The following is a 22484-nucleotide window of genomic DNA, read 5'->3' as shown; positions in this document are numbered from 1 at the left end:
TCGCCCGAAGGCGACACTTGCCGTTCCCACCTGCGCAGACGATAACGCGGCAGGTGTTAATTTTCAATTCAATCGCAAGTGAGGCGGAATGGATTATCAGAAACTTCTTGATGTGATGCGCGAGGCGGCGCTTGAGGCAGGCCGCGTGATCATGGAGGTCTACGAGGCCGACGATTTCGACGTGAAGGTCAAATCTGACGACAGCCCCGTCACGGAGGCCGACGAAAAGGCCGATGCGGTGATTTCCGCCCATCTGCGCGCGGCGTTTCCCGATGTGGCGCTGGTGACCGAAGAGCAATCCGACAGTCATGACCTGAACGCGTCGTCGTTCCTGATCGTTGATCCGCTGGACGGCACGAAGGAGTTTATCAAGCGGCGCGGCGACTTCACGGTCAACATCGCGCTGGTCGAAAACGGAATTCCGGTGCGCGGCATTGTCTATGCGCCCGCCAAAGGGCGTTTGTTCTACACCGATGCCGAGGGCGTGAGCGTTGAAGAACAGGGCGCGTTTGACCCTAAGACGCCTGGCCGGGTCGAAAAAATGGCCGTCTCCAGCCCCGACAATGGGGCGTTGCGCGTGGTGGCGTCAAAGTCGCATCGCGATCAGGCGACCGATGATTACATCAACAAATATGCCCATGCCGACATGAAATCGGCGGGTTCGTCGTTGAAGTTCTGCCTTGTGGCAACCGGCGAGGCTGACATCTATCCGCGGCTTGGCCGCACGATGGAATGGGACACCGCCGCGGGCGATGCTGTGTTGCGCGGCGCGGGCGGCAAGATGGTCCGGTTCGAGGACCATGCCACATTCGATTACGGCAAGGATGGTTTCGCCAACGGGTTCTTCATCGCCTATGCACCGGGGGTGGAGCTGAAGGCGCCGTGAGCGATACGGCCGACACGGGGTCGAAGCCGCGCGGGGGTGTCGTTTGTGTCATCCCGGCGCGCTACGCGTCGCGCCGGTATCCGGGTAAACCGTTGGCGATGTTGCGGGGAGCGACGGGTGAGGCCCGCAGCCTGATCCAGCGCTCCTGGCAAGCGGCGCAATCTGTTGCCGGGCTTGATGCGGTTTACGTGGCCACGGATGATGACCGGATCGCAGAAGCCGCGCGCGGGTTTGGGGCGGAGGTTTTGATGACCTCGTCCGACGCGCGCAACGGCACCGAACGCTGCGCCGAGGCGCTTGAGATCCTTGGTGATGTCGAGATGGTCGTGAACCTGCAAGGTGACGCACCTCTGACGCCGCATTGGTTCCTGGAGGAATTGGCGAGCGGTTTGCGGGCCGACAGTCAGGCGGCTTTGGCGACCCCGATTCTGCGATGTGACGGGGATACGCTGGCGGCTTTGAAAGCGGATCGGGCGGCGGGCAGGGTCGGGGGCACGACAGCGGTGGCCGATAGCAAACGGCGCGCGCTTTATTTTTCAAAGGAAGTGGTCCCGTTCACGGCGGAGGCCTATGCGCCGGAGGCGGATACGCCCGTGTTCCATCACGTCGGTGTCTATGCCTACCGGCCCTGGGCCTTGCGGGCCTATCCGCATTGGCCGGTGGGCCCGTTGGAAATGCTCGAAGGGCTAGAGCAGCTGCGGTTTCTGGAGGCCGGACACCCGGTGCTGTGTGTCGAGGTGGAGGCGCGGGGGTCGAAGTTCTGGGAGTTGAACAACCCCGAGGACATCCCGAGGATCGAGGCGATGATGGCCGAGATGGGCACGGTGTGACGCCCTCGGCGCTGAGCGTTGTTGTTGTCAGCACCGGGCGCCCGGAGGCCTTGCATCGATGTCTTCTGGCGCTGAGCCAATTGCGCCGTGCCGGGTGCGAGGTGGTGGTGGTTGCCGATCGCGCCGGGCGGCACGCGGTGCAAGACTTCGCGGGCCGCATAAAATTGCTGCCGCAGGACATCCCGAATATCTCCGCCGCGCGCAATGCCGGGATCGCGTCGTCGTCGGGGCAGATTGTTGCCTTCATCGACGACGATGCCGTGCCGGAGCCGACCTGGGGCGATGCGATTGTGCAGGCGTTCACGCAGCCAGGGATTGCCGCCGTGACCGGGCCTGTTCTGGGGCGAAACGGCATTGGCCTGCAATGGGGGCCGCAAGCCGTAAACGGGCAGGTCGATGAGGTTGAAACAGAACCTGCCACGCCATTTAGAGACGGTTTCGTGCGCAAGTTGCACGGGACGAACATGGCGTTCCGGCGCGCTGTCTTTGACCAGATTGGCGGGTTTGACGAGGCGATGCACTTCTACCTCGACGATACCGACATGGCGCTGCGGATCGGGCATGCGGGGTTGCCGACGGCATGGATCGAAGCCGCTATCGTGCATCACGGGTTTCAGGCCAGCGTTCGCCGGACGGCGGATCGCGTTCCGACAAGCCTTCATGACATCGGTTCCTCGACGCGGGTGTTTCTGCGCAAACATGCCGGTGAAGCGGACCATGCGCGCGCTGTTCGGAGGTTGGAGGCAGCGCAAAGCAGTCGGTTGTTGAGGCTGGCCAAGACCAAAGCGCTGGACGCCGAAAAGATGCGGGCGCTGATGGAAAGCCTGCGTGCCGGATTGGATGAGGGGCGTGACCGCGAGAGCCTTGCGCCCCGGATCACGGCTTGCGGGGACAGGTTTCAGCCGTTTTGTGCCAGCGATCCGCCGAAGCCGCTGGTTCTGTCGGGCCGCCCATTCCAACGGATGCGGCTGCATCGGGTTGCGGCGGATGCCGTGGGTGCGGGACAGCCCGTCACCCTGTTCATCTTCGAGCCCACCCCGCGCAAGCATAGGGTCCGTTTTACAGATGGCGGTTGGTGGGAGCATAGCGGCGGTCTTTTTGGGCCAGCGGATCGGACAGAATCCCGCATTCAACTGCATTCCTTTCGCGGACGTGTGTCGCGCGAGGTTTGCCGTATTTCTGCCATGCGCGGTTTGTAGCTTGCGGGGAGGTAAGATGGGCATTTCCCAGCTCATGACGTTTCATTAATATCCAACACGTTATAGAATGCGCACGCGCACCGAAGGTCGGGCGATGCACAAGAGGCAAGGCATGAAGAAGAAAGTAACCAAAGCTATTTTTCCGGTCGCGGGTCTTGGAACGCGATTCCTTCCGGCAACCAAGTCGGTCCCGAAAGAGATCATGACATTGGTCGACCGCCCGCTGATCCAATATGCCATCGACGAAGCGCGCGCAGCCGGGATCAAGGAATTCATCTTTGTGACGAGCCGCGGCAAAGGCGCATTGGAAGATTATTTCGACCATGCGCATGAGCTGGAAAACACGTTGCGCAAGAAGGGCAAGACAGACCTTCTGCAAAAGCTTAAAGCGACCAATATGGACAGCGGCGAAATCGCCTATATCCGTCAGCACAAAGCGCTGGGTCTGGGGCATGCCGTCTGGTGCGCGCGCCGTCTGTTGTCCAATGAGCCGTTCGCGGTAATCTTGCCTGATGATGTGATTGCGGCCGAAACGCCGTGTCTTCAGCAGATGGTCGAGGCCCATGCAGAGCTTGGCGGCAACATGGTCGCCGCGATGGAAGTGCCGGATGAAAAGACCTCCTCCTATGGTGTCCTCGATATCAAGGAAGACATGGGGAGCGTTGTGTCCGTGAAAGGCATGGTCGAGAAGCCCGAAGCCGATAAGGCGCCGTCGAACCTGGCGGTGATCGGGCGTTATATCTTGTCGCCGGACGTGATGGGGCACCTGAACCGGATCAAGACCGGTGCCGGTGGAGAAGTGCAGCTGACCGATGCCATCGCGCAGGAAATCACCAGCGCCGACAACGTGTACGGGTTCCGGTTCAAGGGGCAGCGGTTCGATTGCGGTTCGAAGGCCGGGTTTCTGCAGGCTACGGTCGCCTTCGGGCTGGCGCATGAAGAGTTGCGCGACGAATTCCAGGATTACCTCACGGACCTCGGGTCGGTGAGAAACGCGGCGCAATAGCGCGCCGCGGCGTATGACAGGGGGTGCGTTGTCCGACGTTCCGGCGATTTGGCTGGACGTGACGCGCACCTTGACCCGCATTGGACGGGGCCCGCCAACCGGTATCGACCGGGTGGAGTTGCAATACATCAAAACATGCCTGGCTTCGGGATGTGATCGGTACTTGTGCCGTACCACCCGGGGATATCTGTTGATGGATGCGCGTGGGGGGCAATGGCTACTTGATGTTGCCGAAGGGAAGCGCTCCCTGGGGCGGGCGGATCTTCTGTCACGGCTAAGCTTTCGGTCCAATCGGCCAAGGCACAGGGCGGAAGCCGGATTGCGGGCGTTTGCCATGGATCGCTGTGCGCCCGGTCGATTGAATCGCCTTGCGCAGCGTCAAGGCGTTGATGGTGCAACCTATCTCAACATCGGGCATGCCAACCTGTCGGGCGACGTGCTCTCCGTTTTTGGCGGCGGGACGGCTTGCGTTGTGATGGTCCATGACCTGATCCCGATCACGCATCCCGATCTGGTCGCACCGACACAACCGGCGAATTTCGCGGGCCGGATCGGGCGTGTGCGGCGCCATGCGAGCCATGTCATTGCCAATTCCCGGGCCACCGCAACCGCGCTTGGCGATCATTGGACAGGGACGGATCGCGTGCCACCGATCACCGTTGCGCCATTGGGCGCCGACCATTTCACGCGCGTTGATGCCGCGCGGGACCCTCTTCATTTCGTGATGCTCGGGACCATCGAGCCACGGAAGAACCACGGCTTGATGATTGATGTCTGGGAGGCGCTCGCCACCGAATACCCTGCGGATCAGATGCCGCAATTGCACATCATCGGACTGCCCGGCTGGAGGGGCGAGGCGCTGATGGATCGGCTGGAAAGGCATATGCTGCGCGGCACGGCGATACACCTGCATGGCGGCTTGCCGGATACGGAAATGCGTGCGCACCTCGCCCGGGCCAATGCGTTGCTGTTTCCCTCGATCACCGAGGGCTATGGCTTCCCGCCGCTGGAAGCCGCGATGGCCGGCGCGACTCCGGTTTGCTCGGACCTTGCTGTTTTCCACGAAACACTTGGGGATTGTGGCGTTTACGTAGACAATCCCACCGCCTATCACTGGAAGGAAACCATTAAGCAACTCATTGATGATAAGGTGAGGGTGCCGGATCCGACGGACGTTAAGGTTCAGACCTGGCAGGAGCATTTTGAGATCGTGGCAGAGAGTGTCATTTCACAGGATGTGCGAGGCCGATCATGAAGGTTATTCGCCGCTATGGATTGCGTCTGGAACGCAAGCGTTACCTCGTGCGCGCCTGGCGGAAGTCGCAGGCCCTGGACGAGATCGCCGACCGCACCGACACGATCCGCGAGGGCGATATCCTGTGTTTCGTGACCCTGCGCAATGAACAGGTCCGGCTGCCGTATTTCCTGAAGTATTACCGCGAGCGCGGCGTTCGCCATTTTCTGTTCGTGGATAACGACAGCGGTGATGGCAGTCGCGAGTACCTGACGGAACAACCAGATTGCTCGGTCTGGTGGACGGACCAAAGCTACAAGCGGGCGCGGTTCGGGATGGATTGGATGAACCGCCTTCTGCGCCTTTATGGCCATGGCCACTGGTGTCTGACCGTCGATCCGGATGAATTCCTGGTTTACCCGTTTTCCGACACGCGCCCGATCCCTGCGTTGACGGATTGGCTGCAGGCGTCGTCGATCAAATCCTTCGGGGCGATGCTTCTGGACATGTATCCGAAGGGCCCGATCAATGCGCAGACCTATCGCGAGGGGCAAAATCCGTTCGATATCGCGTGTTGGTTCGATGCGGGCAACTACGCGATCGAGCGGAATTGGGATTACGGAAATCTCTGGATCCAGGGTGGGCCAAGGGCGCGGGCGTTTTTTCAGGACAATCCCGAGCGTGCACCTGCGTTGAACAAGACGCCGTTGGTTCATTGGCAAAAGCATTATGCCTATGCGTCCTCGACCCACATGTTGCTGCCGCGGGGGTTGAACCTTGTGTACGACGAATGGGGGGGTGAAAAGACGTCGGGCGTTTTGCTGCATGCGAAATTCCTCGACACGTTTTCCAAAAAGGCCGCGGAGGAGCTTGCGCGAAGGGAGCATTATGCGGCCTCGGCAGAATACAAAGCCTATGCCGAAGGGCTGCGGGAAAACCCGGATTTCTGGACCAAGTGGTCGGAGAAATACATCAATTGGCGACAGCTTGAAATTCTGGGCCTCATGTCCAAGGGCAATTGGGCATGAGCACGCTGGGGTTCGTGATGATGTGCCACACCGCGTTGGAGCGGGCGGCACAGGTCGCACGCCACTGGGCCGAGCGCGATTGCCCGGTCGTGATTCATCTCGACAAACGCGTTCCGAAAGCGCGGTTCGATTGGTTCAAGGCCGAGATGTCGGATTTTGAGAATGTACGGTTCTCCAAACGGCACAAATGCGAATGGGGCACCTGGAGCCTTGTGGCCGCAAGCCAAACCGCAAGCGAGGTGATGCTGGAGACATTTCCCGGTGTCCGGCATGTGTATCTGACTTCCGGTTCGTGCCTGCCGCTGCGGCCGGTGGACGAATTGCGCGCCTATCTTGCTGCGCGACCGATGACCGATTTCATCGAAAGCGTCACGCTGCGTGACGTGGATTGGACGGTCGACGGGCTCAACACCGAACGCTTTCAGCTTCGGTTTCCATTTTCGTGGAAGCGGCACCGGTTTCTCTTCGACCGCTATGTGGAGTTTCAGCGCAACATCGGATTCCGGCGCAAGATCCCCGACGGCCTCGCGCCGCATCTGGGCAGCCAATGGTGGTGCCTGTCGCGTCAGACCCTGAGCGCAATTCTGCAAGATACCAAGCGCAAGGAATTCGACCGGTATTTCAAGCTCGTCTGGATTCCCGATGAAAGCTATTGGCAGACGTTGGTGCGCAATTACTCCCGCAAGATTGAAAGCCGGTCACTGACCCTGTCGAAGTTCGACTTTCAGGGAAAACCGCATGTTTTCTACGATGATCACCTGCACCTGTTGCGGCGGTCGGATTGCTTTGTCGCGCGCAAGATCTGGCACCGGGCGGATCGATTGTACCAATCGTTTCTCGACGACGGAGGGGGGGACGAACGCCGCGCTGAGCCGACTCCGGGCAAGATCGACCGGGTGTTTGCAAAAGCGCTGGAACGCCGGACGCAGGGCCGCGCCGGTCTGTACATGCAGAGCCGGTTTCCAAACGTCGAATGGGAAAACGGCAAGACCGCCGCACCTTATTCGGTGTTCCAGGGGTTCAATGATCTGTTCCTGGATTTTGAGCCATGGCTGTCACGGCGATTGGGGACTTCGGTTCATGGCAACCTGTTCGATCCAAAACGGGCCCGGTTTGCCGGCGATGCCGACACTTTTGCCGGATGCCTCTCGGCGGCTCCTGCCCTGCGGGATTACAATCCGGAACGGTTTTTGACGAACCTGATCTGGAATACACGCGGCGAACGGCAGGTGTTCATGTTCGGCCCGCAGGACAATCAACGCCCGGGCGCGTTCATGGCCAGTGATTCCAACGCCCAAATCAGCGTGATCACCGGCGGGTGGGCGGTGCGATTGTTCACCGCGAACCGCAATTTCAGCGATATTCGCACGGAAGCGGCGCGCCTTCAGCGGCGCGAGGTGGATTATGTGAACACGCTGCGTCATGTGCGTAGCCGGGCCGAGATCCGCATTTGGTCCTTGGCGGAGTTTCTGGAAGAACCGATGGAAAACCTGCAACGTATTCTGGATGGGATGGAAGGGTCACAGGCCAGTCGCCTGACCGAGGCGCCGCGTATGGCGGATTTGACCGGGCTTCCGAAATTCCTGCAGAACCTGAAAAACCAGGGGATGAATCCCTTCGCCGTGGGAGATTTCCCACCAGAGGGCGTGGCGCCGCTTCCGGTTGGTGCAAACAATCGCCCCTATCTTGTGAGGTAAGATCTTGGTCCGTCGATACGACGCATTCGTTTTGTTTGCCGAGATGCGGACCGGATCGAATTACCTTGAAGAGTCGTTGAACAAATTCGACACCATCCAATGCCTGGGGGAGGTCTATAACCCGACCTTCATTGGCCATCACAACACATTCGACTTGCATGGTTACGACATGGACCGGCGTGAGGCGGATCCACTCGGCTTGTTGGATGCGATCATTGAAAACGCCGATGGCGTGGTGCCCGGGTTTCGGTTGTTCCATGACCATGACGCGCGTGTGGTGTCGCGTGTCTTGCCCGATCCGAGGATTGCCAAGGTGATCCTGACGCGAAACCCGCTCGAAAGCTATGTGAGTCGCAAGATCGCTTCAGCCACAGGGCAGTGGCGGCTGACGGATGTGAAACATGCGAAAACGGCCAAGGTGCGTTTCGATGCGTCGGAGTTCCGGGACCTTGTCGATACGCTTGGCGGCTTTCAGGATCACCTGCGGCGCGGCATGCAACACACCGGTCAGGTCGCGTTCCAGATCCGCTATGAGGACATCAATGATACGGCTGTGCTCAACGGGTTGGCGGCATTTTTGGGGTTGGACGAGCGGGTCGACGCGCCGTCGAAGAAGCTTAAACGACAGAACCCCAGCCCGCTTGGGGATAAAGTCGAGAACTACGATGAGATGGTCGCAGCGTTGGCCGATCTGGATCGCTTCGGCTTGGAGCAGGTGCCCGAGCTCGAGCCGGACCGTGCCGCACAGGTTCCGAATTTTGTCGCCCATCCGACGCGGGGGCTCTTGTTTTGCCCGATCAAGGGTGCACCGGAGGCTGCGGTGCTGGATTGGATGGGTGCGATTGACAGTGTTGGCCGTGACGCCCTGATCCGCAAAATGAGCCAGAAGCAACTGCGCCATTGGATGAAGGACAGGCCCGGATTTCGCAGTTTCAGCGTGCTGCGCCACCCGGTGGAACGTGCATATTGCAGCTTCAATCGCTTCATCCTGCCCGACAACCGGCCCATGTATGCGGACCCGCGAAAGATTCTGCGCCAACGCTACAAGGTGCCGATCCCGGGCAAGACGCCGGGAGAGGATTGGACCGAGGAGGCGCAGAAGGCGGCGTTCGTCGGATTTGTCGGGTTCCTGAAAGGCAATCTGAACGGACAGACCAGCATCCGTGTCGATCAGGCCTGGGCCAGTCAGATGGCGATCTTGCAAGGGATTTCACAGGTTGTTGTGCCGCAAGCCGTCGTTCATGAGCGCCAGATGAAACAGGTGCTGCCGACCCTGGCGCATGAGGTTGGGATCGAAGACGTGCCGGAGGTCGGCGACGATCTGATGCCGGGCGTGTTCGGATTGAAGGTTGTCTACGATGGCAAGATCGAGCAGGCGCTGATCGACACCTATCGGCGCGACTACGTCGGGTTCGGTTTCAAACGCTGGAACCGGTCGTAGGGTTCGAAATGCGGCAAATGCGGCGAGTTCGGATCGTGGATCAGGCGGCTTTGCTGGCCTCATGATCCGTCATCAGGGCGTAAAGCGCGGCAGGATCGGAATTTGCGCGGAGTTTGGTGCAAAGCTCGGTATTGCGCAGGGTCCGCGATACGAGCGCCAGCGCCTTGAGGTGATCCACACCGGATTCCTGCGGCGCCATAAGGGCGAACACCAGATCGACGGGCATCCGATCGGCGGCATCAAAGTCGATGGGCCGTTCCAGACGGATGAAAACACCGCTGACCCGGGTCAGATCAGGGAGCCGCGTGTGCGGTAGCGCGATCCCGTTTCCGACACCGGTGGGCCCAAGGCTTTCGCGCTCCTGCAACGACTCGAAAATACGTGCGGACGGCACGCCGACAATCTGCTCCGCCAGGTCCGAGATGGATTGGAACAAGCGTTTCTTGCTGCTGACGTCACTGACGACTTTCACGGCCTGCGGTGCAAGCAATGTCGGTAGATCCATGTGTCACAGTTCCCCGTGTCTATCGGGTGCGCGCCCCGATCACCGTCTGTTTCATTCTGTGGCGGGGTCGATCCAGCCTACGTTACCGTCTTCGCGGCGGTAGACCACATTCACCCGGTCGTGTCCTTCGTTGCGGAACACCAGAAGGGGTGCGCCGGCGATCTCCATCTGCATGACGGCCTCACCTACGGACAGGGATGGAATGCGTGTCTCCATCTCGGCCACGATAATCGGCTGCAGGCTTTCGGGTTCGGGGGTCTCGTCCGACCCTTCAGATGACGCGAGGATATAAGAGGAACCCCCAAAGACATCAATGGGCTGCGTGCGGTCGCGGTGGTGATCTTTCAGGCGACGCTTGTACCGGCGCAACTGTTTTTCGAGCTTTTCGGCGGTCGCTTCGAAGGCAGCGTAGATTTCGTGGGCGTGACCCTTAGCGGAGGCAGTGAGACCGGTGGACAGATGGACAGTGGTTTCACAAACGAATTCCGACCCCGATTTGGAGAAGATGACATTCGCGTCGGTGGGACGCTCGGCATATTTTTGCGCCACGCCGCCGAGATTGTCCTGCACATGGGTCTGCAGAGCCTGGCCGATCTCGATTTGCTTTCCACTGATCTGATACCGCATGAAACCTCCGTTTATGTTGCTTGGTGGCAGTTTGTGCACGCGTGCACAAAATCGCAAGCCTTTGTTTTACTTGAATTTTCAAGATAAAGGCGATCGTGTGCTTGCATCGGGATGCAGCTTTGGGATCGGGATGAAGCGAACGCAACCATCGCAGCCATTTGGCGACGAGTCGCCCCCGTCTGTCAACGAAAACCGGGTTAAGAAATGCGGAAGCTTTGCCCGAGATAGACGCGACGGACGTTTTCGTCTTGCACAACTTCCTCGGCGGTGCCCGACATGATGATCGACCCGTCATGCAGAATATAGGCGCGATCCACGATGGCCAGTGTTTCCTGCACATTGTGGTCGGTGATCAAAACGCCGATGCCGCGGGTCTTGAGTTCGGACACGAGGGCGCGGATGTCGCCCACGGCGATGGGATCGACGCCCGCGAAGGGCTCATCCAGCAGCACATAGCGGGGGTTGGACGCAAGGCAGCGGGCAATCTCCGCACGCCGACGTTCGCCGCCGGACAGCGACAGGGCAGGCGCACGGCGCAGGTGTTCGATGGAAAAGTCGCTTAGCAATTCTTCCAGACGGTCGCGCCGCTTCTTGCGGTTCGGTTCGACAATTTCGAGGATCGCCATGATGTTGTCTTGCACACTGAGGCCGCGAAAGATGGACATCTCCTGCGGCAAGTAGCCGACCCCGGCGCGTGCGCGGCGATACATCGGAAACAGGGTCACGTCCTGCCCGTCGATGGTGACGCGCCCGCCATCGGGCGTGATCAATCCGGCGATGCAATAGAAGCTGGTCGTTTTGCCGGATCCGTTTGGCCCGAGCAGGGCGACGACCTCACCCCGGTTCAATTCCAGTGTCACGTCACGGATCACCGGGCGCTTGCGGTAGCTTTTGCGCAGTTTCTCAACGCGGAGCCCGGCGGAGCCTTGTGTGACGTCGAGCGGCATCTCAGTCGCCACCACCCAGAACCGTGCGCACACGGCCATCGACCGAGCCGCTTCCGGTGCGCATGTTGACGACCATGCTATCGCCTGCGATGGCGGTCGCGCCCTGGGTGACCAGAACGTTGCCCGAAAGCGTCAGCAACGACGAGTTCACGTCGAAGCGCGCCTGCCCGCCTTCGGCCGCATCAGAGCCGCGTGTGACAAGAACGCCGCCGGTTGCCAAGACCTCGCGCACTTCCTGGGTGCCGCCTTGCCCGGCGTAAACCACACGAACCGCGCCGGCGGCCATGCGCAGATCGCCTTGCACGACAATGACATTCCCGGAAAACACGGCCTCTCCGGTGGATTGATCGACGGTCAAGTTGTCTGCCGTGACCTCAATCGGGGTGCGGGCGTCGTAGTTCACGCCGCCGAAGCCGATATTCACCTGCGCAGTGACCGGTCCGGAGAGCCAGAGAAGAAGAGCCAGAAAGATAAAGAGACGCTGCATGGAAACCCCTTAATTCTCCGGCTGATATAGCATCCGAACCGAGCCAGTGAAACGAAGGATTGGCGCGCCGTCCACTTCTTCCATTTCCATCGTGTCCGCGGTCAGATCAAGGCCCGGCCCGGTGATGTGCACCGGGGTGGGCGTGGAGAAGCGCACCGCGTCCAAAGCCATGACAACGGTCTCGCTTTCCATGCGGTAGCCGCGCGTTGTTTCGACCGCGACACCGTTGCTGAGCGAAGCCAATTGCGCCGCCATGTCGATATCGCCCTGCGCAGCCTGCAGGGTCATGACCTCGGACATGGCCAAGTCCACACGCCCGTCGATGGCCTGCGCCCGAATGCGGTCGATCTGACCGGTGTCGGCTGACACGGCTTCGGCAAGCAGGATGATTTCGCGCCCTTCCTCGACGACACCGGCAAAGCGCGGTTCGGTCACGCGTTGTTCGCGGGTGATTTGTTCGATGTCGACCTCTGCATAGGGCAGGGCGGCATCCGGATCAGGCGGGCTGGACAGCAGGAACAGGGTCGACAGGAGACCCAGCGCAATGAGCGGCAGAGTGACTTTCACCCAGACCACAAGTCTCGAATAAAGATCGCCGCGCGCCATGTGATAGGCCCTCCCGACTGATCAATGCGAGAAGATGTCGATCTCGGGCCAGCCTGCGAGGTCGAGTTTCGCACGGGTCGGCAGGAAGTCAAAGCAGGCTTGCGCCATCTCGGTCCGGCCTTCGCGGGCCAGCATGGCGTCGAGCTTGTCCTTCACCCGGTGCAGATACAGCACGTCGGAGGCGGCGTAGGCCTTCTGCGCCTCGGTCAGCGTATCCGCGCCCCAATCCGAGCTTTGCTGTTGTTTGGAGATGTCGACTTCGATCAGCTCCTGCAGCAGGTTCTTCAAGCCGTGGCGATCCGTGTAGGTGCGCACGAGTTTCGAGGCGATCTTGGTGCAGTAGACCGGTGCCGTGAGCGCACCGAACGCATGGTACATCACGGCGATATCGAAGCGGCCAAAGTGGAACAGCTTCAGTGTTTCGGGATCGGTCAACAGGCGGGTCAGGTTGGGCGCGTCGCGTTGCCCCTTGGCGACCTGGATCAGATGCGCGTTGCCGTCGCCATCGGACAACTGGATCACGCAGAGCCGGTCACGGTGCGGATGCAGGCCCATGGTTTCGCAATCAATGGCCACAACCGGACCCAGCGAGAGGTCATCGGGCAAATCGTTTTGATAGAGATGGATGGTCATCGGCGCGGCCCCTCCGTCGGGTCATGTGATTCACATTTGCGGAAGGAAAGGTGCGACTGGTGCCCAGGAGAGGACTCGAACCTCCACGTCCATACAGACACCAGCACCTGAAGCTGGCGCGTCTACCAATTCCGCCACCTGGGCAGGTGTCGTGTGGGCGGCTGATATATCCGGTGGATTGCGCCGTCAATAGTCCTGCTCGAAGAAGATGCCGATACTTGAGTTGCCATCCGATCCCACACTGCCGCGCGCAGTGAAATTGGGTGTCAGATCGATGTTGAGCGACAGGTCCGCATCCCCTTCGGCATTGATTGTGACGTCGGTGTAGATGTTTTCCGACAGGTAGCGCCCGGCAGTGACGGCGGCGTTGCCTTGGTCATCGGTGGACAGGTCAAGATCGTCGAGGCCCAGACCATCCCGCAGACCCGCGATGAAACCGGAGTTGGTGGATCCCCCGGCCAGTGACGTGGCCGCATCGGCCAGTTGCAGAAGTTGCAGCGGCGACAGGCCCGAAACGCTGCGCCCAAAGAGAAGCTGCGCAAGCACCTCATCCTGAGGAAGGGAGGGGTCGGAGGAGAAGGTGATATCGGGGTTCGACGCAGGGCCTTCGACCCCGATCGTGATCTGGTAGCCTGAGGCGCGGCTGACGGCGGCAAGGCGCAAGAACGGGTCGAAACTGCCTTGCAGGGTCGCTTGCCCCTCCACAAAGTCAAGCCGCGTTCCAAGCACGGAAAGGCGGCCGCGGACCAGTTCGAACTGTCCGGTGGGGATCACGTTGGCGGTCGTCCCGAACAGCCGGATCGCACCGCCGAACTCCGCGTCGATGCCGCGCCCGCGCAGGAAGATCCGGCCCGGTGCGTTTATCGAAATGTCGAGGGCTGTTGTGGCGCTGCCACCGCTCGAAGCACCTGTCGCCCCGCGCCCGAGCAGGCCCGCAAAGCGCCGCGTCGCGCGTTCCTCGGGTGTCTCGCCGATGTGGCGGATGTTGGGGATTGCGGCGCTGCCGGCAAGGCTGGCCTCGGGAACGCGGATCTCGGATTCGCCCAGGGTGATGTCCCCGGACACGCGGGGGCCGCGCGCGAGCGGGCCGCTGATCGATAGGTCAGCACGGGAAATGCGCGCATCATAAAGTGTCGGGTCGATGATGCGCCCATCGACGAGTGCGACGTTGATCTGCCCGTCAATGCCGGGGCTGATCAGATTGATGGTGCCCTGCGTCGTCAATTGCCCGCCGGTCGACAAGGCGCCGTTGGCGTTCAGGTTCAACTGACCACCGGAGATCTGCGCGTTCAGGTCGAGGTTTTCGACGGCGAGGGCCAGTGTGGGGGCAGAAACGCGGGCATCATTGCTGAAGAGGCGGCCGCTGAGCGCGGGAATGCCCGGGGTGCCCAGCATGGCGAGATCGAAGCCAAGCGTGCCGCGGATCGAGCGGGGTTGGATGTATTGGTTCGCCAGCGCGAGGGGGGCCTGCCCATTGAGGCGCAGATCAACCGTGCCGTTCGGAAGGCCGACCCGGCCCGCAACGTTTGCGTTCATGCCGCCGGGCCCGCCGAGATCCGCCGCCACTTGCCATGGATCCTCCCCCTGCCGGGTCAGAAGGGCATCGGCACTGACCGGGCCGGAAAGCGCATCGGTGAAGAGCCCGACATTGGCCAGGCGCGCATCGACATCCACACGGCTGATCGTCGGGCTGACGCTGGCCTCGCCACTGAGCGTGAGTTCCGGGTTGCGCAGGCTCAGGTCGGTGAGGCTGAGCACATCGCCGGTGCGCGCGGCAACGGCAGACAGTTCTGTGCGACCCGAAAGAAGCTGCGGCGGGATGCCGTTTCCGACGTTCAGGCCCTCGGCGGAGGCCGCAACATCAAGCGCGAAATCACCGCTTTCGGCATCAAAACTGCCAGTTGTCGTGGCGGCGATCTGATTTGGACCGGTGAGCGCGACATCGACATCGAACGGTGCGGTTCCCGTGCGGGCGACGTCGGCGGTGATCGCAACCGGGCCCGATAGGATATCGGTGAAATACCCGACCTCGCGCAAGTCGAACGCAAGCGAGGCATCCGTATCGCCGGATGTGACGGAGGCCTCGCCGGTCAGGTTCAGTTCGGCATTTTGCAGGGTCAGCGCGCGGAGCGTGAGGCCGCCGGTCGACCGTGTGACATTGGCAGACAGTTGCGTGTTGCCTGCGAAGATCTGGGACGGGAGCGCATCGACAAAGCGCAGGTCAGTGCCGGTGCCGTCGATTGCCAAGTCAAACGCGCCCGAAAGCGGCTCTACACCGCCGGATAGGGTCACATTGGCTGCGCCATCGAGCGGCTGGTTTGCAAGCGCGGCAAAGCGTGACAGCTCGGCGATTTCGGCGGCCAGATCGAGGGTGACGTTGACGCTGTTTTCGCCGCTTTGGGCGGAAATGGCTCCGGCGAGGGCGACATCGCCAGATTGGAAGATGAGGTCCGACAGGATCAGTGGCGCGCCGTTGATCCACGACAGATTGGAGGTCAGCGAGATGCGGTCTCCAAGCGTTTCGGCCAGCGCGGGGTCGTCATGCTGCACGCCCGAGAGCGCGGCGGAGAATTCCGCGGCGGCCGCATCAAGGCCCGCGTCGGTGATGTCGGCGGCCCCCTCGAAGCGCAGCTCGCCGGATTGGATCGCAAGGTCATCCACGGTCAAACCGGCCAGATCGACGATCAGGCTAAACGCGTCATCAGCAGCCCGGTCAAAGGAGATAACAAGATCGGCGGACGCGAGATTGGCCTCCGTGCCGCCGACGGGAAGGCGCACGCGGTCACCGTCAGGCGGGGCGATCCGACCGGACAGATCCACCACATCGGGCAATCCGCCGGGCGTCAGGGCAAGGGTGCCGCCGAGGGTGAACGCGGCGGAGGCAAGTTCAAGCTCTTCCAGCATCACGCCGCCTTCGACCTGCTGGCGCACCTGAGCCTGAAGCCGTGTGTCTGCGCCGAAAAAGTCCTGATAATCGGGCAACAGGAGGGGCCGGATATCACCGCCCAGGTCCACAGTAACCAGTTGATCGCCATCGTCCGCCGTGGAGGAAATCACCTGCCCGGCGAAGCGGTCTTCGCCGTCTGTTTGCAAGGTGATCTGGCTTGTGAAGTCGGTGATCGGACCCGCGCCGTCAATCGAAAGACTGAGGTCCGGGCGACCCGGCAGGCCAAGGAGATCGGCGGCCAACCCATTGGCGGGCTCGCTGAGTTGCAGTGCCAGGGCGAGGTCGCGATTGGCATTGTCATAAGCGGCGGACAGCGTGAATGACCCGCCCGGACCATCCAGCCGCGAGAGCGCGATATCGGTCGACCCGGCCCCGCCGATCAGTTGCGCGGACCCTTCGACCGCAAGCGTCGCGGGCTGACCAAGAATGGCCTCGCCCAACACGACCTCGGCAATGGCGAGTTGTCCCAATTCGATGCTGACGGGAAGGTCGGGCAAGGCAAAGGGCGTAGCCTCGGCATCCGCCAATTCGACGCTGTCGTCGGGAAGCGGCGGGCGGAGGATTTCGAGGCGGTCCGCGGTCAGGGCATCGACCTCCAGCGCGCCGGTCAGAAGGGCGGACCGCGACCAATTCAGCGTTGCGTTCTCAAGCGTCAGCCACACGCCATCGGCGTCGGAAATGGTCAGGCGGTCAAGTTGAGCCTCGGACGAAAGGACCCCGCGAAAGCCGTCTATGCTGATCTGCCGGGCGGCGCCGTCGGAGAGCTGCTCTTCAAGGAAGCGCACAAGGCGGGAGCGGTCATCGTCCTGCGCGAAGAGCGATGTTGGAACCAGGATCAGCAGAGCGATACAAAGGACGCGGCGCATCAGAAGCTGTGCCCGATACCGATATACAGGAACAGGTCCTCGCCCACACCTTCCCCACGCAGGGGCGTTGCCACATCTACGCGGATCGGCCCGAACGGTGTCGCGTAACGGACGCCAAGCCCGCCGCCAGCGTGCCAATCGCCATCCGTACCGATGGCGTCGGCGCCAACGAACCCGGCATCCGCGAAGGCCACGAGTCCGAAGTCGGTTTCCCCGATATCCTGGCGGAATTCGGTGGACAGACCTGCAAAGCTACGGCCCCCGGCGTCTTCGCCAAGCTGCGTCGCGCCGAGCGATTGAAACGCCTGACCCCGAACCGTACCGGCACCGCCCGAGAAGAACAGGAAGTTCGGCGGGATCTCGGCGATATCGCCGCCCACCACGCTTCCGGCCTGGGCGCGCAGGGCGATGCGGCTGGCGCGATCTTCTCCAAACCCAAAATAAGCGCGGCCATCGATGAACCCGCGGGCGCCTGCATTGCCGCTATCGCTCAGGAAGGGTGTGGCAGAGGCTTCGATGAAGAACAGACGGCGCGCATCAAGCGGATCTTCGCGCCGATCCCAGGTCAGCATGCCGGGCAGCGACAGCAGTGTGACCTGCCGGTCGCCGAACTGGTCGTCGATGTCGAAATAGGTCAGGCCAACGCCGGCGGACCCGGTCAGCGTCCGGGTGAACCGATGCTCGACCCCCGCTTCGGCGCCGATGGTAGTCAGGGTGAAGGCGGGTTCATCGAGGAATTCGGCGCCAAGTTCGGCGTAGAATGTCGTATCCGGCGTGAACGTTGCGGGCCGTGAATAACGCAGGCCAACGGACGCATCGATACCGCCGACCTCATCGGCTGTGATCCCTTCGGAGCCGACGCCGCTGATCTCGCCTTCAACGCGCAGGCGCTCTGCCCCACCGAAGAGATTGCGGTGCAGCCAATAGGCACTTACGCCGAGGCCATCATCGGTCGAAAACTCAACGCCCGCACCAAAGCGGCGCGGCAGGCTTTCGACCAGCGTGGCGGTGATGTCCATCGTACCATTTGGGCCGACGTCCCCCTCCTGCAGGGCGATCCCGGAAAAGACGCCGGTGTCTTGCAGGCGGGATTCGACCCGATCGAGGATTTCGGGCGAGAAGACCTCGCCTTCCGGTAGCCCGGCGATGGCGCGGATACGGTCGGGGCGCATCCGTTCATGGCCTTCGGGATCAAGCGTGCCGAAGCGCACGACTTGCCCCGGTTCGATCCGCACGCGTACGTCGAGGATGGCCTCGCCATTGCGCGCGGTGATCTGTTGATCGGCGACATCGGCATTTGCCCGCCCGGCCATACGCCAGGCGTCAATCGCGGCGGTGGTCGTATCGCGCAACAACGGCGTCGATGCGGGACCGCCGGTGCGGAAATCCTCAGGCAGTTCCGTGGAGGAAGCGAGAGGGCCAATCTCGGCGGTACCGAGCACAAAATCCGGACCGGTCGAGACACGGATCGTGACGTTGGACACTGATTGTGGGGCGCCGAAGGGCGGAATGCGCGCGGCTTCGCGCCCGTCGACATCGATCCGCACCACCGGGGAGAAATGGCCCGCGTCGTATAGTGCTGCGACCAGACGGCCGTAGTCGGCTCGGGCCGCAGCCACGATATCCTGTGCGGTGCGCGCGTCCTCGGTTTCCTGCAGCAAGAGGGACGCCGACCGCAGGCGCTCCTGTAGCTCCTCGTCGGCATCCGGCGCCAGAAGTTGGACGTTTTGGGCAAGGGCCGGGCCCATCCCGAGGCTCAACACAGTTGCAAGTAACAATGATTTTCGTGCAGACATGCTGACTTGGTAGTTTGCCATGGGCGTAAACGCCAGCCGTATAGCTCCGGTTCCCCGCCAGCGCGCGAAAAGTTGAGACGTTTTGCGCCTTGCTGCAACCAGAGCGGGACCGTATCACCGCAAATGAACGCGACCAAAGGAGCCTGAAATGGCCAAACTCGTCACGATTTTCGGCGGCTCGGGCTTTATCGGCCGCTACATCGCCCGCCGCATGGCCAAAGAAGGCTGGCGTGTGCGGGTTGCCGTGCGCCGCCCGAACGAGGCACTTTTTGTCAAACCCTATGGCGTTGTCGGGCAGGTCGAACCGATCCTTGCCAATATTCGCGATGATGTGTCCGTGCGGGCTGCTGTTCATGGCGCGGATGCCGTTGTGAATTGCGTCGGTACGTTTGATGCACGCGGGAAAAACAATTTCGATGCGGTGCAGGACGAAGGTGCCGCCCGCATCGCGCGGATCGCGGCGGAGGAAGGCGCATCGGCGATGGTCCATATCTCGGCGATTGGCGCGGATGTGGACGGCTACAGCCTCTACGCCAAGTCAAAGGGCCGTGGCGAGGCGGCTGTGCTGGACGCGTTCCCCAATGCGATGATCTTGCGCCCGTCGGTCGTTTTCGGACCCGAGGATCAATTCTTCAACCGCTTCGCCGGGATGGCGCGGCTTGGTCCGGTCCTGCCGGTCGCCGGGGCCGATACACGGTTCCAACCGGTCTACGTGGACGACATTGCGCAGGCTGCAGTGCAGGGCATCACCGGTCAGGCGCAGGGCACGTTCGAGCTTGGCGGACCCGATGTCGAAAACTTTCGCGACCTGATGCAGCGCATGCTGCAGGTGATCCGGCGGCGCCGTATGGTCTTGAACATTCCGTTCTTCGTGGCCTCCATCATGGGCTTCGTGTTCGACACGGTGCAGACGGTGACCGGGGGTCTGATCCACAATGGTATCCTGACAAGCGATCAGGTGCGTTCGCTGCGCAGCGACAATGTGGTGTCTGATGGGGCGAAAGGCTTTGCGGATCTGGGGATTGCGCCGACCGCGATGGATGCTGTTCTGGAAGAATACCTCTATGCATTCCGTCCGTCGGGGCAGTATTCCGACATCAAGGAAAGCGCGCAGAACCTTCGCGAAAGCTAGGTGTACGCGATCCCCAGAAGGATCACGCCAAGAAGGACGCGGTAGATCACGTAGGGCGTGAAGCTGACGCTTTTCAGAAGCTTGAACATCAAGATCAACGCGACCAGTGCGGCGAGGAACGAAAAGCCCGCCGCGATGGCGCCGTCCCGTGCGGCGCTTGCGTCGGCGGTTGCGATCACTTCGGCGCCCGCGAAAACGCCCGATGCGATGATCGTCGGGATCGACATCAACATGGCAAGCCGCGCCGCACTTTCGCGGTCATACCCAAGGTAACGCCCGGCGGTGATCGTGATGCCGCTGCGCGAGGTGCCGGGGATCAGGGCGATGGCCTGCCATAGTCCCATGATCACCGCATCGCGTGTCGTCCAGGTTTCGGAATGTTTGTCCTGTGGTCCTTTTTGGTCGGCCCAGTACAGGACAAGCCCAAAGATCAGCATGGTCCAGCCGATCACGGCGATGGACCGCAAGCTGTCGTAGAGGCCGGTCAGCTCAAGTACGAGGCCAAACAGAATGACGGGGATCGTGGCGATGATGAGCAGGAAGGCCAGCTTGGCGCCTTGGGTGTCAATTTTCCCGGTCAGAAGGCGGGGGAGGCCCATGAGACCCATTTTCACGTCGCCCCAAAAGTACAGGATAACGGCGCCCAGGGTGCCGACATGAACGGCGACGTCGATGACCTGTCCCTGATCCTCTGCGCCGGTCAGCGCGGGCAAGAGAATCAGGTGGCCGGAGGAAGAAACCGGCAGAAATTCAGTGACCCCTTGGATCAGAGCGAGAATAAGGAGGTGAAGGAGGCTCATGTTGATCTACCGGACACGATTTCTAAATACTTGATTATCATGACAATTTCAAAAATAAGGTAAGCATAACTGTCTTTTTTAGGCAGACTTTTCCGATGAAATGTGAGGCAGCGAAGCATCTTCCTGCAAATAGGTAAGTATATCTGTCTTTTTATCCTGAAAAACGGTCGATATACGGACGTTTCAAGATAGGGAGCGGTGGATTGAGTGAGCAACCGATGTTGAAATTTGTTTCTGTTGGCAAGGAGATGCCTGAAAAGCGGGCGGCGGACCAGCGGAAAGAGGACTTTGCCGAGATTTATGGCGAGTATGCGCGCGAGAAGGCGGCGGAGCAGGCGGGGCGGTGCAGCCAGTGCGGTGTGCCCTATTGCCAGTCGCATTGTCCGTTGCACAACAACATCCCCGATTGGCTGAAGCTGACGGCGGAGGGGCGGTTGCGCGAGGCCTACGAGATGAGCCAGGCCACAAACACCTTCCCTGAAATCTGTGGCCGCATCTGCCCGCAGGACCGCCTGTGCGAAGGCAATTGCGTGATCGAGCAATCGGGCCACGGCACCGTCACCATCGGCTCGGTCGAGAAATATATCACCGACACCGCGTGGGACGAGGGCTGGGTCATGCCGATCGCGCCGTCGGTGGAACGCCCTGAATCCGTTGGGATTATTGGCGCGGGGCCCGGCGGGCTTGCCGCCGCCGACATGCTGCGCCGCGCGGGTTTGCAGGTCACGATCTATGACCGGTACGACCGCGCGGGCGGGCTGATGACCTATGGCATCCCGGGGTTCAAGCTGGAGAAAGACGTCGTGATGCGGCGCAACAAACTCCTCGCTGATGGCGGCGTTACATTCGAGCTGAACACCGATGTGGGTCAGGACATCACGCTTCAGGAAATCCGCGACGAACATGACTTCGTGATCATCGCCACCGGCGTCTACAAATCGCGCGACCTGCCCGGACCGGGCGCCGGATCGACCGGGATCATCCGCGCGATTGATTACCTAACCGCCTCAAATCGCAAGTCTTTTGGTGATGCGGTGCCGGAATTCGATAGCGGCGAATTGAACGCCGAAGGCAAGCGGATTGTGGTGATCGGTGGCGGCGATACGGCAATGGATTGCGTGCGTACGGCCACGCGGCAGGGCGCGACCAGCGTGAAATGCCTGTATCGGCGCGACCGGGCGAACATGCCGGGATCGCAGCGCGAAGTACAAAACGCGGAAGAGGAAGGCGTTGAATTCGTTTGGCTTTCCGCGCCGAAAGGCTTCACGTCGGGCGGCCCCGCCGGACGCGACCCCGCGGCTTTGGAAGGCGTGGCCATCGAAGGTGAGCATCCCGAGCAGGTGGCCGGCGTGATGGTGCAGAAAATGCGCCTTGGCGCACCGGATGTGACGGGCCGCCAAAGCCCAGAAGTCATTGAAGGCGCTGATTATATTGAAGATGCGGACATGGTGATCAAGGCGCTGGGCTTTGAGCCGGAGGACCTTCCGACGCTGTGGGACACACCGGAGCTTGCCGTGACGCGCTGGGGCACGGTGAAAACCAAACCGCTGACCCATGAAACCGACCTCGAAGGCGTGTTCGCGGTGGGCGATATCGTGCGGGGCGCGTCGCTGGTTGTGTGGGCGATCCGCGACGGACGCGAGGCCGCGACCGCGATCCTTGAGCGGGTTGCGACGGGCTCGGCCACGGTGGCCGCCGAATGATTTGGTCCGGCGGTATCAGTCGCGGGACCGGTGTAATTTACCTGTAGTTTTTCTGTCGTTCTTTTGTAGTGCATCTGCGGTTGAACGACGGTGTCGTGAAAAATTCAAAGGACA

General features: G+C 61.4%; 19 protein-coding genes and 1 tRNA gene. 10 read left to right on the top strand and 10 right to left on the bottom strand.

Annotated elements, in window-relative coordinates:
- Nucleotides 1-88 precede the first annotated feature (88 nt).
- The 8 genes from cysQ to V8J83_RS10330 all read left to right on the top strand — a co-directional run bounded on the left by cysQ (nucleotide 89) and on the right by V8J83_RS10330 (nucleotide 9321).
- Nucleotides 89-886: a 3'(2'),5'-bisphosphate nucleotidase CysQ gene (gene cysQ / locus V8J83_RS10365; protein WP_339986215.1), complete on the top strand. Its 798-nt coding sequence runs from the start codon at nucleotides 89-91 to the stop codon at nucleotides 884-886.
- Nucleotides 883-1716: a 3-deoxy-manno-octulosonate cytidylyltransferase gene (locus V8J83_RS10360; RefSeq protein WP_339986214.1), complete on the top strand. Its 834-nt coding sequence runs from the start codon at nucleotides 883-885 to the stop codon at nucleotides 1714-1716. Before cysQ ends, V8J83_RS10360 begins: the two co-directional genes overlap by 4 nt.
- Complete coding sequence (locus tag V8J83_RS10355) at nucleotides 1614-2915, top strand: glycosyltransferase family 2 protein (RefSeq protein WP_339986213.1); 1302 nt, start codon at nucleotides 1614-1616, stop codon at nucleotides 2913-2915. Before V8J83_RS10360 ends, V8J83_RS10355 begins: the two co-directional genes overlap by 103 nt.
- A 112-nt stretch (nucleotides 2916-3027) precedes the next feature.
- Entirely contained in the window at nucleotides 3028-3921 is an 894-nt protein-coding gene (galU, locus tag V8J83_RS10350) for a UTP--glucose-1-phosphate uridylyltransferase GalU (protein ID WP_339986212.1), read from the top strand.
- A 358-nt stretch (nucleotides 3922-4279) separates the two neighbouring features.
- A complete protein-coding gene (locus tag V8J83_RS10345; protein ID WP_339986211.1) occupies nucleotides 4280-5176 on the top strand; it encodes a glycosyltransferase in 897 nt (298 codons plus the stop codon).
- Complete coding sequence (locus V8J83_RS10340; RefSeq protein WP_339986210.1) at nucleotides 5173-6183, top strand: glycosyltransferase family 2 protein; 1011 nt, start codon at nucleotides 5173-5175, stop codon at nucleotides 6181-6183. Before V8J83_RS10345 ends, V8J83_RS10340 begins: the two co-directional genes overlap by 4 nt.
- The gene (locus V8J83_RS10335; RefSeq protein WP_339986209.1) at nucleotides 6180-7880 is read left to right on the top strand and encodes a DUF5927 domain-containing protein; all 1701 of its coding nucleotides are present in this window, start codon (nucleotides 6180-6182) and stop codon (nucleotides 7878-7880) included. Before V8J83_RS10340 ends, V8J83_RS10335 begins: the two co-directional genes overlap by 4 nt.
- Before the next feature lie 4 nt (nucleotides 7881-7884).
- Nucleotides 7885-9321, top strand: a complete 1437-nt coding sequence (locus V8J83_RS10330; protein WP_339986207.1) for a nodulation protein NodH — start codon at nucleotides 7885-7887, stop codon at nucleotides 9319-9321.
- A gap of 40 nt (nucleotides 9322-9361) precedes the next feature.
- Here the strand turns inward: V8J83_RS10330 and V8J83_RS10325 are convergent, their stop codons facing one another.
- From V8J83_RS10325 to V8J83_RS10285, 9 genes are all read right to left on the bottom strand, one after another.
- The gene (locus V8J83_RS10325) at nucleotides 9362-9826 is read right to left on the bottom strand and encodes a PTS sugar transporter subunit IIA (protein WP_339986206.1); all 465 of its coding nucleotides are present in this window, start codon (nucleotides 9824-9826) and stop codon (nucleotides 9362-9364) included.
- 51 nt (nucleotides 9827-9877) lie between these two features.
- Nucleotides 9878-10453, bottom strand: coding sequence for a ribosome hibernation-promoting factor, HPF/YfiA family (gene hpf, locus V8J83_RS10320; RefSeq protein ID WP_339986205.1), 576 nt, complete (start codon nucleotides 10451-10453; stop codon nucleotides 9878-9880).
- Nucleotides 10454-10650: 197 nt separating this feature from the next.
- Nucleotides 10651-11400, bottom strand: coding sequence for an LPS export ABC transporter ATP-binding protein (gene lptB / locus V8J83_RS10315; protein WP_339987000.1), 750 nt, complete (start codon nucleotides 11398-11400; stop codon nucleotides 10651-10653).
- Between the two features lies 1 nt (nucleotide 11401).
- Nucleotides 11402-11887: an LptA/OstA family protein gene (locus V8J83_RS10310; RefSeq protein ID WP_339986204.1), complete on the bottom strand. Its 486-nt coding sequence runs from the start codon at nucleotides 11885-11887 to the stop codon at nucleotides 11402-11404.
- Nucleotides 11888-11896: 9 nt separating this feature from the next.
- Nucleotides 11897-12493, bottom strand: coding sequence for an LPS export ABC transporter periplasmic protein LptC (gene lptC / locus V8J83_RS10305; protein WP_339986203.1), 597 nt, complete (start codon nucleotides 12491-12493; stop codon nucleotides 11897-11899).
- 21 nt (nucleotides 12494-12514) lie between these two features.
- On the bottom strand, nucleotides 12515-13126 hold the full coding sequence (locus V8J83_RS10300) for a ribonuclease D (protein ID WP_339986202.1): 612 nt from the start codon (nucleotides 13124-13126) through the stop codon (nucleotides 12515-12517).
- Nucleotides 13127-13183: 57 nt separating this feature from the next.
- Nucleotides 13184-13270 (bottom strand) — tRNA-Leu (locus V8J83_RS10295).
- Between the two features lie 42 nt (nucleotides 13271-13312).
- Complete coding sequence (locus V8J83_RS10290) at nucleotides 13313-16939, bottom strand: translocation/assembly module TamB domain-containing protein (RefSeq protein ID WP_339986200.1); 3627 nt, start codon at nucleotides 16937-16939, stop codon at nucleotides 13313-13315.
- On the bottom strand, nucleotides 16939-18717 hold the full coding sequence (locus V8J83_RS10285) for an autotransporter assembly complex protein TamA (protein ID WP_339986199.1): 1779 nt from the start codon (nucleotides 18715-18717) through the stop codon (nucleotides 16939-16941). The genes V8J83_RS10290 and V8J83_RS10285 overlap by 1 nt, the downstream gene beginning before the upstream one ends.
- Nucleotides 18718-18883: 166 nt before the next feature.
- Between V8J83_RS10285 and V8J83_RS10280 the strand changes: the two genes are divergently transcribed.
- Nucleotides 18884-19867: a complex I NDUFA9 subunit family protein gene (locus tag V8J83_RS10280; protein ID WP_339986198.1), complete on the top strand. Its 984-nt coding sequence runs from the start codon at nucleotides 18884-18886 to the stop codon at nucleotides 19865-19867.
- On the opposite strand, the gene V8J83_RS10275 is transcribed toward V8J83_RS10280, so the two are convergent.
- Nucleotides 19864-20667, bottom strand: a complete 804-nt coding sequence (locus tag V8J83_RS10275) for an undecaprenyl-diphosphate phosphatase (RefSeq protein WP_339986197.1) — start codon at nucleotides 20665-20667, stop codon at nucleotides 19864-19866. The genes V8J83_RS10280 and V8J83_RS10275 overlap by 4 nt on opposite strands.
- Before the next feature lie 203 nt (nucleotides 20668-20870).
- Between V8J83_RS10275 and V8J83_RS10270 the strand changes: the two genes are divergently transcribed.
- Nucleotides 20871-22370, top strand: coding sequence for an NAD(P)-dependent oxidoreductase (locus V8J83_RS10270; protein ID WP_339986196.1), 1500 nt, complete (start codon nucleotides 20871-20873; stop codon nucleotides 22368-22370).
- The last annotated feature ends 114 nt before the right edge of the window (nucleotides 22371-22484 follow it).

Source organism: Gymnodinialimonas ulvae, assembly GCF_037543845.1.
Classification (GTDB): domain Bacteria; phylum Pseudomonadota; class Alphaproteobacteria; order Rhodobacterales; family Rhodobacteraceae; genus Gymnodinialimonas; species Gymnodinialimonas ulvae.
The sequence above is the reverse complement of the archived record's forward strand: the minus strand, read 5'-3'. Positions and strand labels throughout refer to the sequence as shown.

Coding starts and splice junctions, on each gene's coding strand:
- cysQ (WP_339986215.1), top strand. CDS start 89: ATGGATTATCAGAAACTTCTTGATGTGATGCGCGAGGCGGCGCTTGAG.
- galU (WP_339986212.1), top strand. CDS start 3,028: ATGAAGAAGAAAGTAACCAAAGCTATTTTTCCGGTCGCGGGTCTTGGA.
- V8J83_RS10340 (WP_339986210.1), top strand. CDS start 5,173: ATGAAGGTTATTCGCCGCTATGGATTGCGTCTGGAACGCAAGCGTTAC.
- V8J83_RS10335 (WP_339986209.1), top strand. CDS start 6,180: ATGAGCACGCTGGGGTTCGTGATGATGTGCCACACCGCGTTGGAGCGG.
- V8J83_RS10325 (WP_339986206.1), bottom strand. CDS start 9,826: ATGGATCTACCGACATTGCTTGCACCGCAGGCCGTGAAAGTCGTCAGT.
- hpf (WP_339986205.1), bottom strand. CDS start 10,453: ATGCGGTATCAGATCAGTGGAAAGCAAATCGAGATCGGCCAGGCTCTG.
- lptB (WP_339987000.1), bottom strand. CDS start 11,400: ATGCCGCTCGACGTCACACAAGGCTCCGCCGGGCTCCGCGTTGAGAAA.
- V8J83_RS10310 (WP_339986204.1), bottom strand. CDS start 11,887: ATGCAGCGTCTCTTTATCTTTCTGGCTCTTCTTCTCTGGCTCTCCGGA.
- lptC (WP_339986203.1), bottom strand. CDS start 12,493: ATGGCGCGCGGCGATCTTTATTCGAGACTTGTGGTCTGGGTGAAAGTC.
- V8J83_RS10300 (WP_339986202.1), bottom strand. CDS start 13,126: ATGACCATCCATCTCTATCAAAACGATTTGCCCGATGACCTCTCGCTG.
- V8J83_RS10290 (WP_339986200.1), bottom strand. CDS start 16,939: ATGCGCCGCGTCCTTTGTATCGCTCTGCTGATCCTGGTTCCAACATCG.
- V8J83_RS10280 (WP_339986198.1), top strand. CDS start 18,884: ATGGCCAAACTCGTCACGATTTTCGGCGGCTCGGGCTTTATCGGCCGC.
- V8J83_RS10275 (WP_339986197.1), bottom strand. CDS start 20,667: ATGAGCCTCCTTCACCTCCTTATTCTCGCTCTGATCCAAGGGGTCACT.